This is a genomic window from Sphingomonas melonis DAPP-PG 224, assembly GCF_000379045.1.
In the GTDB taxonomy this organism is placed as follows: domain Bacteria; phylum Pseudomonadota; class Alphaproteobacteria; order Sphingomonadales; family Sphingomonadaceae; genus Sphingomonas; species Sphingomonas aquatilis.
The window spans coordinates 308,924-324,518 of record NZ_KB900605.1 but is presented as its reverse complement, the minus strand read 5'-3'; the positions used below and the strand labels follow the sequence as shown (position 1 = coordinate 324,518).

Sequence of the window (15,595 nt, the reverse complement as noted above, 5' to 3'; positions counted from 1 at the left end):
CGCGCATGAGCACGCTCCTCGAGATCGCGGTCGTCATCCCGACCTTCAACGAGCGCGCCAACGTGCCGACGCTGATCGCGCGGCTCGACCAGGCGCTGGCGGGGCGGCGCTGGGAGGCGATCTTCGTCGACGACGATAGTCCGGACGGCACCGCCGACGTGGCGCGCGAGCTGGCCCGGATCGATTCGCGCGTGCGGGTGATCCACCGCATCGGCCGACGCGGCCTGTCGTCGGCGTGTATCGAGGGAATGTGCGCGACGGCGGCGCCGGTGGTCGCGGTGATCGACGGCGATTTGCAGCATGACGAAACGCTGCTGCCCAAGATGCTCGACCTGTTGCAGGCGGACGAGGCGCTCGACGTGGTGGTCGGATCGCGCTTCGTCGATGGCGGCGGCACGGGCGACTGGGATCGCGATCGCGTCGCCAAGTCGGCGTTCGCCACCAAGCTGTCGCGCCGGGTGCTGAAGGGCGACCTCAGCGATCCGATGAGCGGGTTCTTCGCGATCCGCACCGCGGTGGTGCGCGAGCTGGTGCCTGACCTGTCGGCGATCGGCTTCAAGATCCTGCTCGATTTGATGACGACGAGCACGCGGCCGCTCAACTTCGCCGAGCTGCCCTATACGTTCCGGGTGCGAACGGAGGGCGAATCGAAGCTCGATCACGTCGTCGCCATGGAATATCTGATCGCGCTGTACGACCGCATGTTCGGCCGGTTCGTGCCGGTGCGCTTCGCGATGTTTTCGGGCATCGGCGTGCTCGGCGTGGGCGTGCATATGAGCGTGCTGGGCGTCGCCATGCTGGCCGGCGCCGACTTCCTGTTCGCGCAGATCCTGGGCGCGGTGGCGGCGATGACGTTCAACTTCGCGCTCAACAATGCGCTGACCTATCGCGATCGGCGGTTGAAGGGATTCCGCCAGCTGCTCGACGGCTGGGTGTCGTTCTGCGTCGTCTGTTCGGTGGGGCTGGTGGCGAATGTCGGCATCGCTGCCTTCGTCCATGATTTCCGCAACGGCGGCGCGGCGGCGTCGGCGCTGATCGGCATCTTGGTGGGCGCGGTGTGGAATTACGCGCTGTCGTCGAAGTTCGTCTGGGGCCGCTATTAGATCCAGCTCTTCAGCCACATCCAGCCGTGAAACGAGTCCGGGCCTTTGAGCGGCGTCGCGGCGAGGATGGGGTAGAAGTGGACGAACAGCACCGCGGCGGCGGCGAGAAAGGCCTCGTCCCAATAGCGCAGGCGCGCGCGCCAATGGTCGAAGGCGGCGGCGATAGCGACGCACAGCCAGATGCTCGATAAATAGTAATAATAGAAGAAACCCAGCGACTTGGGGATCAGCGCCCACATCGCGACGCTGGCGACCCACAGCAGCGCGACGCCGCCAGCGCGGACGTTGCCGCGCACCCAGGCGTACAGGCAGGCAAGGACGGCGATCAGCCCGCCCCACATCACCACGGGATTGCCGAGCAGCAGGATACCGCGCTGCGCGCCGTCGACGGGCTCGTACAGATACCAGACCGGCCGCCAGTCGAACGCCCACGTCCACCAGGCAGACTGATAGGGGTGGGGCGGTAGAACCTGTGTCTGGCGCGCGTACATGTCGAGCTGGAAGGGGAGCAGCGTCGACAGCGTGAGCGGCTGGGTGCGGTAGAGGAACGCCGGCCAGAAGGTGAGCGCGTAGGTGAGCGCGGCGACCACGCCGAGCGCGGCGAGGGCTGCGAGCGGGTGGAGGCGCGGTTGCGTGCGGTGCGCGAGCAGGAAGGCGAGGCCTGCAAAGCCGATATAGGGCAGCGCGGTCCATTTCGTGCCCAGCGCCAGGCCGAGCAGTACCGCGCCGGCGATCCAGCGCCGCCAGGCCTGCCCGCGCGTCTGTGCCTGCATCGCCCAGAGCAAGGTCGCGACGCCGGTGACGACGAAGGCGGCCATATAGCCGTCGAGCATCGCGGTGCGCGCCTGCACGAAGACGGTGAAGTTGAGGATGGCCAGCGTCGCCCCGATGCCGGCGGTGCGGACGCGCCCGAACAGTAGATACAGGATCGCGAAGACGCCGATGACTACCGCGGTCGCCGCCAGCGTCGAACCGATCCGCCAGCCGAGCGGATCGTCGCCGAACAGCGCCATGCCGGCGGCGATCAGCGTCTTGCCGAGCAGCGGGTGTTCGATGTTCACCGGCCCGCCGAGGTCGCGCAGCATGCGCGCGGCGGGGACGTAATGCACCTCGTCGAACACCAACGTGTGCGGCGTGGTGAGCCGCCAGCTGAACAGCAGTTGCGCGATCAGGCCGAGGCCGAGCGCGGCGGGCAGGGGGCGGTGGAACAAGCGCACCGGGGGCTTGTCGGGGCAAGCGGGCGGGTTGGCAAGCGGGTGCTGTCCGTGTCCACCCGTCACCCCGGACGTGTTCCGGGGTCCACTTCGCGGCGAGGGGGACGCTAGGGCCGATCGACATTCATTCGCGCCACGATACGAAGAGGGGAAGACAAGACGGTTCGCGCGGAGGCGCGGAGGACGCAGAGGTGTCGCATTTGCCGCGCGAGCGGCCTGTCTCTCTCGGTCGAGGTCAAGGCGAAGCGTTGCCACGCGCGTGACATCTCTGCGTCCTCCGCGCCTCCGCGCGAACAAAACTCTTTTTCTTCATGTCTGTCCGCTCGTCGGGAAATCCATCACGACGGTGAATGTCGATATGGCCTAGAGGCTCCGGCCGTCCCCTTGTGGCCCGGTGGACCCCGGAACGAGTCCGGGGTGACGGGGTGGGCGGGGCGGCCGTCTCGCGCAACCGTACCCCACCCTTGCACCCCCCGCCCGCGTCCGGCAAAGCGGGCGGCATGAAGCGCAAGGCAGGTCAGGACCGTTCGATCACCGCCAACTGGCGCCCCGCGACGCTGGCCGTCCGTGGCGGCACGGCCCGCAGCGAATATGGCGAGACGAGCGAGGCGCTGTTCCTCACCTCTGGCTATACCTACGACAAGGCGGGCGATGCCGCGGCGCGGTTCGCGGGTGAGCAGGAGGGGATGACCTATTCCCGTCTGCAGAATCCGACGGTCGAAATGCTGGAACAGCGGATCGCGCTGCTGGAAGGGGCCGAGGCGTGCCGGACGATGGCATCGGGCATGGCGGCGATGACCGCGGTGCTGCTGTGTCAGTTGCAGGCGGGCGATCATCTGGTCGGCGGGCGCGCGGCGTTCGGATCGTGCCGCTGGCTGACCGATACGTTGCTGCCCAAGTTCGGCATCCAGACCACGATCGTCGATGCACGCGATCCGCAGCAATTCCTCGACGCGGTGCGGCCCGAAACGAAGGTCTTCTTCTTCGAAACGCCGGCCAATCCGACGATGGACGTGGTCGACATCCGCGCCGTCTGCGCCATTGCGCGGGAACGCGGCATCACGACCGTGGTCGACAATGCCTTCGCCACGCCCGCGCTCCAGCGGCCGATGGACATGGGCGCGGACGTTACCGCCTATTCCGCGACCAAGATGATGGACGGGCAGGGCCGCGTGCTCGCCGGCGCGGTGTGCGGGACCGAAGATTTCATCACCAACACGCTGTTGCCCTTCACGCGCAACACCGGCCCGACGCTGTCGGCGTTTAACGCCTGGGTGGTGTTGAAGGGGCTGGAGACGCTGGACCTGCGCATTACGCGGCAGGCGGAGAGCGCGCTGACGGTCGGCCGCTTCCTGGAAGCCCGCGTGCCGAAGATCCTGCACCCGGGCCTGCCGAGCCATCCACAGCACGCGCTCGCGATGAGCCAGATGCGCGCGACCGGCCCGATCTTCGCGTTCGAGGTCGCGGACCGCACCCAGGCGCACGGGCTGCTCGACGCGCTGGCGCTGATCGACATCTCCAACAACATCGGCGATTCGCGCTCGCTGATGACGCACCCGGCGTCCACCACGCATGCCGGCGTGTCGGCGGAGACGCGTGCCGAGATGGGCGTGACCGAGGGCATGCTGCGGCTGAACGTCGGCCTCGAAGACCCGCACGACCTGATCGACGACCTCGACCAGGCGTTGCGCGCGGTCGGGCTGTAGGGCGGCCGTGAAGCAGCTATTCCCCCATGCCGCGACCACCGATGGCGTGACCGTGCGCGTCGCGGTCAGCTATCTGCCCGAACAATCGGAGCCGCAGCGGGGGCGCTGGTTCTGGGCCTATCATATCCGGATCGAGAATGAGTCGGACCGGACGGTCCAGTTGCTGACGCGCCACTGGATCATCACCGACGGCCGCGGCGCGCGCCATTCGGTGGAGGGCGAGGGCGTCGTCGGCGAACAGCCGGTGATCGCACCGGGCGGGAGCTTCGATTATGTGTCGGGTTGCCCGCTGCAGACGCCGAACGGCGCGATGCAGGGCAGCTACCGGCTGATCGACGAGGCCGGGCAGGCGTTCGACGCGTCGATCCCCCGGTTTGCGCTGCTGGCGCCGGCGGTGGAGACGTGAAGCGCACGCATCTTCCCCTCAACGGCCTGCGCGTGCTGGATGCGGCGGCGCGGCACCTGAGCTTCACGCGCGCGGCGGACGAGCTGGCGGTGACGCCCGCCGCCGTCGGCCAGCAGATCCGTGCGCTGGAGGATACGCTGGGCGTCGTGCTGTTCCGCCGCACGACGCGCGGGCTGGAGCTGACGCCCGAGGCGGAGGCGGGGTTGCCGGCGCTGCGTGACGGCTTCCTGCAATTCGAGGAAGCGGTGCGCGCGATGCAGGCGGGGCAATCGTCCAAGTCGCTGACCATTGCCGCGCCGCGCGACCTGACCGAGAAATGGCTGATGCCGCGCCTTGCCGAAGTGGCGCAGGCGGATGCGGAGCTGCGCTTCGTATTGCTTGCCGCCGACGATACCGGCGATTTCACCGAGGCGAACCTCGACCTGGCGATCCGCTGGGGCGAGGGGCCGGGCGAGCATGAGGGCGAGGCGCTCGAGTCGGAGGGTATGGTGACGGTGGCGGCGCCGAGCGGCGGGGACGCGGCGATCGGCTGGCCGGGCGCGCCGGGCGGCGACGGTGCGGCGTTGGTGAAGGTCGCCGACGCAGGGCTGGCGATCGATGCGGCGGTGGCGGGACTGGGGCGCGCGACGGTGCCCGAACTGCTGGCGGCGCGGGCGATCGCGGCGGGGCAATTGGTGACGATCGGCGAGGCGCAACCGTCGCGTATGGGCTATTGGCTGGTCGCACCGCTGCCGCAATGGCGGCAGGCCAAGGTGAAGGCGCTGGTCGACGCGCTGACCGCGTGACGCCGACGCTGCACACCGCGCGGCTGACGCTCAGGCCGCGCGTGGCGGACGATGCCGAGGCGCTGTTCCCGACCATGGCGGATGCCGAGGCGATGCGCTGGTGGTCCTATCCGCCGTTCACGCGGGTCGAGGATCTCCGCGTGCATTTCGGCACGGCACATCCCGACTGGCGGGCCTGGGCGGTGACGTGGCGGGGCGAGGATCGGGCAATCGGCTTCGTTGCGGCAGGGCAGCGCCGCGCGGGCGTGTCGGAGATCGGCTATCTGTTCGACCGCGCCACCTGGGGACAGGGTGTCGCGCGCGAGGCGTTGGGCGCGTTGCTCGACCAATTGTTCGCCGAGGGGCAGCGGCGGGTGTTTGCCGACATCGACCCCGACAATACGCCGTCGATCGGTCTGGTCGAGCGGCTGGGCTTCGTGCTGGAAGGCCGGCTGCGCGCCGAGTGGGAGACGCACATCGGCGTGCGCGATACGCTGATCTATGGCCTGCTCAGGGACGAGTGGCGGGCGTAGCGACCAGCGCCAGCGCGCGCGATACCAGGGCGACGAAAGCCGCATCGTCGACGCCTGCGTCCGAGCGGTGCCAGTCGCCGACCACCGCATACCAGCGTCCGTCCCGTGCCTGCGCCAGCAGGTTGAGCGTGATCACCCCCGGCTCCGACCCGCCCTTGAACCCGACATAGCGGAAGCGCGCCGCGGTGGCGGGGTCGATGCCCGGGTTGATGCCCAGGATGCCGCGCACCACCGGCCCCGCGTCGCGCAGATGGGCGAGCAGGCGCGCCATGTCACGGGGCGATGCGAACCATTCGACGCTGTCGTTGGCGATCGGGCCCGAAGAGAACATCAGCGGGTCGATGCGCTGGGTCGCTATCGCGGAGGCCTGCGCGGCGAGCAGGGCGCGGCGGCCGGCGGCGTCGGTGCCCTTCCATGCGGCGATGCGCGTAGGGTCGGCCTTAATCGCGAAGGCCTCGCGCGTCGTCAGCACCGGGCCGGTGGCGCCGAAACGCGCGGCCATGGCGTCGACCTCCTTGCGTCCCAGCACGCCGATCAACGTGTCGGCGGCGGTGTTGTCGCTGATCGAGATCATCAGCGTCGCCAGCGTCTGGAGCGTCACCGGCGTCCCCGCGGGCCAGGTTTGCAGGATGCCGGAGGGAAGGGACGGCGCGGCAATTGGCACCACCTCGTCCCAGCGATGCTTGCCCGAGGCGACCCGCCGTGCGGTTTCGGCGAGTACCCACAATTTGAACGCGGAGCCGAGCGGGGCGGGCTGGGCGTCGCGGATCGCCAGCACAGGCATCGGCGTCGCGCCGTCCAGTGCGTAGATGCCGAGCCGTGTCGTGCCGGGCAGCGCCGACAGGTCCTTTTCGATCGTCGCCGCGCTGTCGTCGCTGCGGGTCGTGCCGGTGATGCGCAACCCGGTGATCGCGTGGGGCGCGGCGGGATCGATCGCGATCAGCATCGTCGCGGTGCCGCGTTCGTAGCCGACGAGCAGTTGCGCGGCATAGCGACCTTTCGGGGTCAGCGTCGCGATCCGCTGCGGGGCCCCCAGCGAGTCGCGCAATTGCGCGGTGAGCGCCTGCCACTGGCCTAGTGGTACGGCCTGACGAAAGGCGGGGGCGAACACCGTGTCGTATCCCGGACCGCCGTTCAGCACGGGCAGCAGCGCCTCCGCCTGCGCGCGCACTGCCGGATCGGCATCGGTCGCGACGGGGCGCGCGACGGGGGCCGCGGCGGGCGGCGGCGTCTGGGCGCTCGCCGTGACGGGCGCGAGGCAGCCCAGCGCCAGCGCGGCGATCAGTTCTTGAGCTTCCAGCCTTTTCGCAAGAGCACGTAGCATGTCACCCCCAGCACGACGTCCACCGCCAATATCGCGATGCTGCCGACCATGATGGGCGAATCGGCGGTGCCAAGGAAGCCGTATCGGAAGCCCGAAATGATATAGAAGAAGGGGTTGGCATGGCTGAACGCGCGGAACGCGGGGGCCAGGCGATCGACCGAGTAGAAGGTGCCCGACAGCAGCGACAGCGGCGCGATCACGAAATTGGTGACCGCGGCGGCATGGTCGAACTTCTCCGCCCAGATCGACGTCAGCACGCCGAGGAACGACAGGAAGGCCGCGCCGAGGAAGCCGAACCACAGGATGGCGAGCGGGTGCGCCGGCGTCACGTGGACGCCCGGATACAGCGCCATCGCGCACCAGCAGATGAAGCCGACGAGGAACGCGCGCGTCATCGCGCCGCCGACGAGCGCCGCTAGCAGCTCCGCGGTCGACAGCGGCGGTTGCAGGTAATCGACGATCGTCCCCTGGATCTTGCCGACCAGCAGCGAGAAGCTGGCATTGGCGAAGGCGGGGCCCATCATCCCCTGGCTGATGATGAGGCCGGGCGCGATGAAATCGGCGAAGGGGACGATGGTGCCGCCGACCTGGACCGGGCTTTTCGCGCCCGTCGCGATGGTAAAGACGATCAGGAACAGCAGGGTCGTGATCGCCGGCGCCCATACCGTCTGGAGCTGCACCTTGAAGAACCGGCGCACCTCCTTCACATAGAGGGTCTTCAGGCCGCCCCAATTCACGTTCCGGATCACCGGCACGCCGGGTGCGGACCGGATCGCCGATTGGATTTCGCCGATTGGGGGCTGGCTGCTCATGAGCGAAGCGGGTAATCGCCTGCGCAGCCGCCCGCAACCCGGCTGTGAGAATATAGGGAAGTACGAATGTCCTGGACCGACGAGCGGATCGACACGCTCAAGACGATGTGGGAAGCGGGCCAGACCGCCAGCCAGATCGCCGAGGCGCTGGGTGGCGTCAGCCGCAACGCCGTGATCGGCAAGGCGCATCGCCTGGGGTTGCAGTCGCGCCCGTCGCCGGTGAAGCCGAACGAGCCCGTTGCGGCCCCCGCACCGGTGCCGGCCGCGCCCGAGCCCGAACCCGTCGTCGCGGCGCCGCCCGCTCCGCCGCCCCCCGCGCCGAAGCCGACGCCTGCGCCCGAGCCGGTGGTCGCCGCCGCGGATGTCCGCGACGACGAAGACGAGGATGACGACGACACGGATGCCGTCGTCGCCGCGCCGCGTCGCGAGCCGCAGCCGATCCTGCGGTCGGTCGGTCCCGGCGGCTTCGTGCGCCAGTCGCCCGGCGAGCAGCAGCCCCCCGCCACGCCCGCGCCGCCGCGCCGGCTGGTGCCGGCCAAGCCTTCGCCCGAGATCGCGGGCAAGACGACGCTGCTCGACCTCAACGACCGCATCTGCAAGTGGCCGCTGGGCCATCCGGGCGAACCCGACTTCCACTTTTGCGGCGAGAAGGTGAACCCGGGCTTCCCCTACTGCGTCGAACATTGCGGCCATGCCTATCAGGCGCAGCTGCCGCGGCGTGATCGCCGCCCGCCGCCCCCGATGCCGTTCGGCGGACCCAGGGTCCGCTAGGCGCGTAGCGCCAGCGAACCCGGTCCGCCCGGCCGGCGCGGCCGACAGCCGCGTCCGACGTCATGGGCTTTGCCCATGACGGGCCTGGTTTAGTGCTCTCCCGTCTACCCCGCACCCGTTCGCCCTGAGCCTGTCGAAGGGCGGGGCGCCCCGAGTGATGGCCTCGCATCTGGAATGCTGTGCTTCGACAAGCTCAGCACGAACGGAGGTGGGTACGGCGCGCCGCGGCGAAGCCGCGTCGTCAGTCGTGTCCGCTGGCGCGGCACGCTGGCCGGGCTTGCGCGAGTCCTGAGCCATGCGTGGCATGGCTCAGGCCGCCCTTCGCCTTAGAAGCGGAACGCCGCCGTTGCGCGCAGCGAATGCCAGCGGAACTGCGTGTCCGAGCGGCGGAAGTCCGTCGTCGTTCCGCCCAGCACGAACGGGTTCGTCGTCGGCGCCGTCCCTTGCGTCACCCGCACGCGCGCATCGTCGTCGCGATACTGGTGATAGGTATATTCCATGCCGATCGAGAAGTTCTTGCCGAGCTTCTGTTCGATACCGCCGCCGCCGACGATGCCCCACTGGTTGCGCTTGCCGAACTGGCTGAAGGCATTGGCGGTGTTGGTCGTCGTGAATTCGCGATCGATCCGCGCATAGCCCGGTCCGAACGTGCCGTAGAACAGCGTCGTGCCCGGTGCGTAGCCGACGCGGCCGCGAATGCTCGCTTCCCAATCCAGCTTGCGGGTCATGACGTAATTGGCGGGCGTCGTCGAAAAGGCGCTGACGCTGTCGGTGATCTCGCTCTTGCCGAATTCGCCGACCGCACCGATCACGACGTTGCCGCGCTGCGAGTCCATGCCGATCCGCCCATAGTACGACCAGCCATCGCGATCGTTGGCGCAGCCGCCGGGCGTCGGCGTCGCGCCACGCGCGCGGCCATTACAGAAGCCGGGCGAGAAGGCGTTGGCGCCCGCCGCGGTCGACACCGTATCGCCGAAGCTGCCGTTCGACCCGCGATCGAACAGGATGCGCGAACCGACGTCGTTCGGCTGGACGTCATAGCCGCCGGCAGCGCCGATATAGATGCCGCTGAACGGCGTATCGTCGGCCATCTCCTGCGCCTGCGCGGCGGTGGTGAAGGATGCCGCGGCAAGCGCGCCGGCGACCAGAATAGAACGCATATGTCTCTCCCGACAGACGTGACAGTCGGGCAAGGAACGTCCGCTCCGACGGAAAATATGCGTCAGATCAACCAAATCGCACAGGTGTGGCTTTTATGCACCAGCGTAGAAATATTCGAGCAACATGCGTCGCTCGCGCAATACTGGTATCGCCTGCGATGTTCCCTTATGGTTCCGCCTGATGGCCCAGGATTTGTTCGCTTCGTCCGCTACCCCCGCCAACAGCTATGACGCTTCGTCGATCGAGGTGCTCGAGGGGCTGGAGCCGGTTCGCCGCCGCCCTGGCATGTATGTCGGCGGTACGGACGAACGCGCGTTGCACCACCTCGCCGCCGAGGTGCTCGACAATGCGATGGACGAGGCGGTCGCGGGCCATGCGACGCGGATCGAAGTGACGCTGGAGCCGGGCAATCGCCTGACCATCGTCGACAATGGTCGCGGCATTCCCGTCGACCCGCATCCCAAGTTTCCCGACAAGAGCGCGCTGGAGGTGATCCTGTCGACGCTGCATTCGGGCGGCAAGTTCGCCGGCAAGGCCTATGCGACCAGCGGCGGCCTGCACGGCGTCGGCGTCTCGGTGGTCAATGCGCTATCGAGCGACACGGTGGTCGAGGTGGCGCGCGACCGCCAGCTCTACCGCCAACGGTTCAGCCGCGGGCAGACGCTGGGGCCGCTGGAGCATGTCGGTGCGGCGCCCAATCGCCGCGGCACCTCGGTCGCGTTCACGCCGGATGTCGAGATTTTCGGGCCCGAGCTCGCCTTCAAGCCCAAGCGGCTGCACCAGCTTGTCCGATCGAAGGCCTATCTGTTCGCCGGCGTCGAGATTCGCTGGCATTGCGCGCCTGAGCTGGTCGAGGGCAGCGATACGCCGGCGGAGGCGGTGTTCCAATTCCCGGGCGGTCTCGCCGATCATCTGCGCGAACAGATCGGCGGTCGCGAATGCGCGACGGCCGATTTCTTTGCGGGACGACAGGACTTTCCGGGCGAAGCAGGGCGTGTCGAATGGGCGGTCGCCTGGCCGCTGTGGAGCGACGGCAGCTACAGCTGGTATTGCAACACGATCCCGACGCCCGACGGTGGCACGCACGAACAGGGCCTGCGCCAGGCGCTGGTCCGGGGTTTGCGCGCATTTGGCGAGCTGGTGAACCAGAAGAAGGCCAAGGATATCACCGCCGACGACGTGATGGTCGGCAGCGAGCTGATGCTCAGCGTCTTCATCCGCGATCCGCAATTCCAGAGCCAGACGAAGGATAGGCTGACGTCGCCGGAGGCGGCCGGCCTCGTCGAAAAGGCGGTGCGCGACCATTTCGACCATTGGCTCGGCCACAATATGGAGCGCGGCAAGGCGCTGCTCGGCTATGTCCTCGACCGGATGGACGAGCGCCTGCGCCGCAAGGCCGAGCGCGAGGTCAAGCGCAAGACCGCGACCAGCGCGCGCAAATTGCGCCTGCCCGGCAAGCTGACCGACTGCGCCGCCGACTCGCCGGAAGGCACCGAGCTGTTCATCGTCGAAGGCGACTCGGCCGGCGGCTCGGCCAAGCAGGCGCGTGATCGCAAGACGCAGGCGATCCTGCCGATCCGAGGCAAGATCCTGAACGTTGCCAGCGCGACGAGTGCGAAGATCGTCGCGAACCAGGAAATCGCCGATCTGATCCAGGCGCTTGGCTGCGGCACGCGCAAGGACTGCGACGCCAGCCAGCTGCGCTACGAACGCATCGTCATCATGACCGACGCCGACGTCGACGGGGCGCATATCGCGACGCTGTTGATGACGTTCTTCTTCCAGGAAATGCCGGATCTGGTGCGGCGCGGGCATTTGTATCTCGCGCAGCCGCCGCTCTATCGCCTGACGGTGGGCGCCAAGTCCCTGTATGCTCGCGACGACGCGCATCGTGCCGAGCTGGAGCGCACCGCGTTCAAGGGCAAGAAGGTCGATGTCGCGCGCTTCAAGGGGCTTGGCGAAATGAACCCCGGCCAGCTGCGCGAAACGACGATGGACCCCAACACGCGCAGCCTGATCCGCGTGACGCTGCCGCAGGAATATGAAGAACGCGCAGGGGTTAAGGACTTGGTCGATCGGTTGATGGGCAACAATCCGGCGCACCGCTTTGCGTTTATTCAGGAAAATGCGGCGCGGATGGACGAAGAGGCGATCGACGCGTAGGCGCTGGACGAACGCCTGATCCTCGCTCATGTTACGGGGGTGCGGCGTTCGGAGTTGAAATCATGATCGGATGGGCGTTTCTATTACAGGCGGCGGCTGCCACGACGCCCGCTCCACCGCCCGAAAGTGACATTATCGTCGTGGCGCGTAATGTTGCGGGGGCGAAGCGTGCGCTCGATGCCTGCATCGCGCGGCAATGTCCTCCGAATGAAGAGATTAAAGCCGCGCTGGTCTATGCGACACGACAGTTCTTGGCGGGAGATTATGCTTCATCCCGGCAGACATTGCTGAAGACCCGTCACCGTACGGCGAAATACGACGCGAAATATCCAATGGAGGTCTCGGACCTCCATCGGGCCCTGAACACTCTTGCAAACCTCGATGGCCGACCCGATTCGGCCAGGCTTTCGGCGTTGGATGCGACGGATGCGCTGAAGGCAGGATTGTCGCCGGACGATCCCCTGATTTTGCTACAGCGTCTTGATACGGCTGGGCAGTTTGCGAAGGAGGGGCGCATTATCGCGGCCCGCCAGATCCTCGATGATGTCGCAGCGAAGGCACATAAGAAGGGCTATTACGGTGTCGAGGCACAGGCGCTGTTCCGCGGCGCGACGCTGTACGCCGCCTTGGCCAACGCTAACCCGGATTATCGGGGTGCGGCTAAGCTATGGCGCAATCGGATTGCCAAGCGGACCGAGTCCGAGTTCGCCGAGTATCGCGAAGCCCTAGGATTATTGGATACGCAGATCGCGGCATTGAACGCCAAGCCTCGTGATCGGGAACGCATAGTCGCCAGCGCCAAGCCCGTCACCGGAGACGAAGTAGTGTTGCTCAGTGAACCCGAAGCACGGTTTACGGCATCCGAGAACGGATTGAATGGCAAGGATGGCGGCAATACCGATCCCGAATGGGCGGATGTCGCATTCTGGGTGCGGGCAGATGGGTCCGTCGCGGACGTCGATGTCGTGGGGCGGTCGAAGAGCCCGCCGGGGTCCTGGCTTGCGCGGAAGTTGAAAGCGGTGGCCGGCCGGCGATATGCGCCGCTCAAAGGCACGACGGACAGTCGGGGTGTGTACAAAGTTGAGCGGTATTCGATGGTCTATCCGCTCGGCACAGCGACAGGTGGTCGCATGCCGATCCGATCCGGCAGGGGGCAGTTGGAGACAACGGATATCACCGCAGCGTATCGTCACCCGCCTGCGAGTTAGCCAAACGACCCGTTGCGGCGAGTTGACCCCGCCCTCCCCCGTCCGGTAGTAGGGCTAAGGGCGGCCAGCACAGGCCGCCCTTTCTCGTTGAAGAGAAGAGGAGACCTCTCGTGACCATTACGCCGCTCATGCCCGTTTACCCACGGTGCGGGGTGCGTCCGGTCCGAGGGGAGGGGTGCTACCTGATCTCCGAAAACGGCGACCGCTATCTGGATATGGCGGCGGGGATCGCGGTCAATGCGCTGGGGCATGGCCACCCGCATCTGGTGAAGGCGATCGCCGAGCAGGCGGCGACGCTGATGCACGTCAGCAACCTTTACGGCAGCCCCCAGGGCGAGGCGCTGGCGGAGCGGATCGTCGCGAACAGCTTTGCCGATACGGTGTTCTTTACCAATTCGGGCACCGAAGCCGTCGAGTGCGCGATCAAGACCGCGCGGCGCTATCACTTCGCCAACGGCAATCCGCAGCGGCACACGATCATCACCTTCAACAACGCCTTCCACGGGCGGACGATGGGGGCGATCTCGGCGACCAATCAGCCCAAGATGCGCGACGGGTTCGAGCCACTGCTGCCCGGCTTCGCCTATGCGCCGTTCAACGACCTGAAGGCGGCGCTCGCGCTGGTGGACGAGAACACCGCCGGCTTCATGGTCGAGACGATCCAGGGCGAGGGCGGCGTGTCGGTAAGCACGCCCGAATTCATCCAGGGTCTGCGCAAGGCGTGCGACGAACACGGCCTGCTGCTGATCCTGGACGAGGTGCAGTGCGGTTATGGCCGTACCGGCAAGATGTGGGCCTATGAGCATTACGGCATCAAGCCGGACATCATGTCGGTCGCAAAGGGCATCGGCGGCGGCTTCCCGCTGGGCGCGTGCCTTGCCACCGAAGAGGCGGCGAAGGGCATGGTGATCGGCACGCATGGATCGACCTATGGCGGCAACCCGCTCGCCATGGCGGCGGGGCAGGCGGTGCTCGACGTGATGCTGGAGGACGGCTTCCTCGAGAACGTCACGGTGATGGGCGAGCGGCTGCGCGGTGCGCTGGAGCAGATGATCCCCAACCACGACCACGTCTTCGAAGGCGTGCGCGGCAAGGGGCTGATGCTCGGCCTGAAGCTGAAGGCTGGGGTCGAGCCGCGCGAATTCGTCGCGCATGCCCGCGACAATCACAACCTGCTGCTGGTCGCGGCCGGCGAGAATGTCGTGCGCATGCTGCCGCCGCTGGTGATCGAGGATGCGCATGTCGCCGAGTGCATCGACAAGCTGAGCGCGGCGGCGCGGGTGTTCGCACCGGCGAGCGACGATTGATGATTCCTCCCCCGTCAGGGGGAGGTGGCACCGCGCATGCGGTGACGGAGGGGGAGGACGGCGGGGGCTGCGTTTGGGGAAGCGCCCCCTCCACCACGGCCTGTCGGCCGCGGTCCCCCTCCCCCGCTGCGCGAGGGAGGACTTTTCACATGCGTCATTTCCTGAATCTCACCGATGCCGGCGCCGATGGCGTGGCCGCGATGCTCGACGATGCGATGAGCCGCAAGGCGGCGCGGGCCGGCTGGCCGAAGGGGCGCGTCGATGCCGACGCGCCGCTGGCCGGTCATGTGCTGGCGATGATCTTCGAAAAGAATTCGACGCGCACGCGGGTCAGCTTCGACATGGCGATCCGCCAGCTGGGGGGCACGTCGATCGTGATGGATGCCGGCAGCATGCAGCTCGGCCGTGGTGAGAGCATCGCGGATACCGCGCGCGTGCTGTCGGGCTATGTCGATGCGATCATGATCCGCACCGACGATCATGCCAAGGTCGAGGATATGGCGCGCCATGCCAGCGTGCCGGTGATCAACGGCCTGACCGACGCGTCGCACCCCTGCCAGATCATGGCCGACCTGCAGACGATCCTGGAGGACGGCAAGGCGCTGCCCGGGCTGAAGGTCGCGTGGCTGGGGGATGGCAACAACGTGCTCGCCTCGATCATGGAGGCGGCGGGCCTGATGCAGTTTGATGTCATCGCCGCCTGTCCGCAAGGCTATCAGCCCAGCGAAGCGGACGTCGCGCTGGGCAAGGGCCGCGCGCGCGTCGTCGGCACCGCGGCCGAGGCGGTCGAGGGCGCGGACGTGATTGTTACCGACACCTGGATCTCGATGGGCCAGGCGCATGCCGACACGAAGCTCGCTGCGATGATGCCCTTCCAGGTCGATGAGGCGCTGATGGCGCGCGCCAAGCCCGACGCGCGCTTCCTCCACTGCCTGCCCGCGCATCGCGGCGAGGAAGTGGTCGATGCGGTGATCGACGGGCCGCAGTCGCTGATCTGGCGCGAGGCGGAAAACCGGTTACACGCGCAAAAGGCGGTGCTGCGCTGGGTGTTCGGGCAGATCGGCTGAGGTCTCTGGGGGCGGTTCCGCCGCGCGTCGTGCCGCCCCGCACCTCGACAAAACGG

General features: G+C 67.6%; 14 protein-coding genes. 10 read left to right on the top strand and 4 right to left on the bottom strand.

Features of this window, described 5'->3' with window-relative positions; all coding sequences use genetic code 11:
* The first annotated feature begins 5 nt into the window (after positions 1-5).
* Positions 6-1,103, top strand: a complete 1,098-nt coding sequence (locus SPHME3_RS0101640; RefSeq protein ID WP_017977596.1) for a glycosyltransferase family 2 protein — start codon at positions 6-8, stop codon at positions 1,101-1,103.
* On the opposite strand, the gene SPHME3_RS0101635 is transcribed toward SPHME3_RS0101640, so the two are convergent.
* Positions 1,100-2,320, bottom strand: coding sequence for a phospholipid carrier-dependent glycosyltransferase (locus tag SPHME3_RS0101635; protein WP_017977597.1), 1,221 nt, complete (start codon positions 2,318-2,320; stop codon positions 1,100-1,102). The genes SPHME3_RS0101640 and SPHME3_RS0101635 overlap by 4 nt on opposite strands.
* 497 nt (positions 2,321-2,817) lie before the next feature.
* On the opposite strand from SPHME3_RS0101635, the gene SPHME3_RS0101630 reads away from it, so the two are divergent.
* Genes SPHME3_RS0101630 through SPHME3_RS0101615 form a run of 4 tightly spaced genes read left to right on the top strand, consistent with a single transcriptional unit; the run spans position 2,818 to position 5,726 of the window.
* A complete protein-coding gene (locus SPHME3_RS0101630; protein WP_017977598.1) occupies positions 2,818-4,023 on the top strand; it encodes a trans-sulfuration enzyme family protein in 1,206 nt (401 codons plus the stop codon).
* Between the two features lie 7 nt (positions 4,024-4,030).
* Positions 4,031-4,429 (top strand): Co2+/Mg2+ efflux protein ApaG, encoded by a 399-nt coding sequence (apaG, locus tag SPHME3_RS0101625; RefSeq protein ID WP_017977599.1) that lies wholly within the window; start codon positions 4,031-4,033, stop codon positions 4,427-4,429.
* Entirely contained in the window at positions 4,426-5,214 is a 789-nt protein-coding gene (locus SPHME3_RS0101620; protein ID WP_017977600.1) for a LysR family transcriptional regulator, read from the top strand. The genes apaG and SPHME3_RS0101620 overlap by 4 nt, the downstream gene beginning before the upstream one ends.
* Positions 5,211-5,726, top strand: a complete 516-nt coding sequence (locus SPHME3_RS0101615) for a GNAT family N-acetyltransferase (RefSeq protein ID WP_017977601.1) — start codon at positions 5,211-5,213, stop codon at positions 5,724-5,726. Before SPHME3_RS0101620 ends, SPHME3_RS0101615 begins: the two co-directional genes overlap by 4 nt.
* Here SPHME3_RS0101615 and SPHME3_RS0101610 read toward each other — a convergent pair.
* Positions 5,704-7,050, bottom strand: coding sequence for a serine hydrolase (locus SPHME3_RS0101610; protein ID WP_017977602.1), 1,347 nt, complete (start codon positions 7,048-7,050; stop codon positions 5,704-5,706). The two genes, SPHME3_RS0101615 and SPHME3_RS0101610, sit on opposite strands and share 23 nt — an antisense overlap.
* Positions 7,008-7,862: an ABC transporter permease gene (locus SPHME3_RS0101605; RefSeq protein WP_017977603.1), complete on the bottom strand. Its 855-nt coding sequence runs from the start codon at positions 7,860-7,862 to the stop codon at positions 7,008-7,010. Before SPHME3_RS0101605 ends, SPHME3_RS0101610 begins: the two co-directional genes overlap by 43 nt.
* A 66-nt stretch (positions 7,863-7,928) precedes the next feature.
* Between SPHME3_RS0101605 and SPHME3_RS0101600 the strand changes: the two genes are divergently transcribed.
* A complete protein-coding gene (locus tag SPHME3_RS0101600; RefSeq protein WP_017977604.1) occupies positions 7,929-8,633 on the top strand; it encodes a GcrA family cell cycle regulator in 705 nt (234 codons plus the stop codon).
* Positions 8,634-8,959: 326 nt separating this feature from the next.
* On the opposite strand, the gene SPHME3_RS0101595 is transcribed toward SPHME3_RS0101600, so the two are convergent.
* Positions 8,960-9,793 carry an outer membrane protein gene (locus tag SPHME3_RS0101595; RefSeq protein WP_017977605.1) on the bottom strand — a complete coding sequence of 278 codons (834 nt, stop codon included), beginning with the start codon at positions 9,791-9,793 and terminating at the stop codon, positions 8,960-8,962.
* Between the two features lie 181 nt (positions 9,794-9,974).
* Here SPHME3_RS0101595 and parE point away from each other — a divergent pair, with 181 nt between their 5' ends.
* The 4 genes from parE (at position 9,975) to argF (ending at position 15,539) form a co-directional block, all read left to right on the top strand.
* Positions 9,975-11,957 carry a DNA topoisomerase IV subunit B gene (gene parE / locus SPHME3_RS0101590; protein ID WP_018250518.1) on the top strand — a complete coding sequence of 661 codons (1,983 nt, stop codon included), beginning with the start codon at positions 9,975-9,977 and terminating at the stop codon, positions 11,955-11,957.
* A 62-nt stretch (positions 11,958-12,019) separates the two neighbouring features.
* Complete coding sequence (locus tag SPHME3_RS0101585; RefSeq protein WP_145957894.1) at positions 12,020-13,165, top strand: hypothetical protein; 1,146 nt, start codon at positions 12,020-12,022, stop codon at positions 13,163-13,165.
* A gap of 110 nt (positions 13,166-13,275) precedes the next feature.
* Positions 13,276-14,472, top strand: coding sequence for an aspartate aminotransferase family protein (locus SPHME3_RS0101580; protein ID WP_026189057.1), 1,197 nt, complete (start codon positions 13,276-13,278; stop codon positions 14,470-14,472).
* A 149-nt stretch (positions 14,473-14,621) separates the two neighbouring features.
* Positions 14,622-15,539 (top strand): ornithine carbamoyltransferase, encoded by a 918-nt coding sequence (gene argF / locus SPHME3_RS0101575; protein WP_017977609.1) that lies wholly within the window; start codon positions 14,622-14,624, stop codon positions 15,537-15,539.
* Positions 15,540-15,595 lie beyond the last annotated feature (56 nt).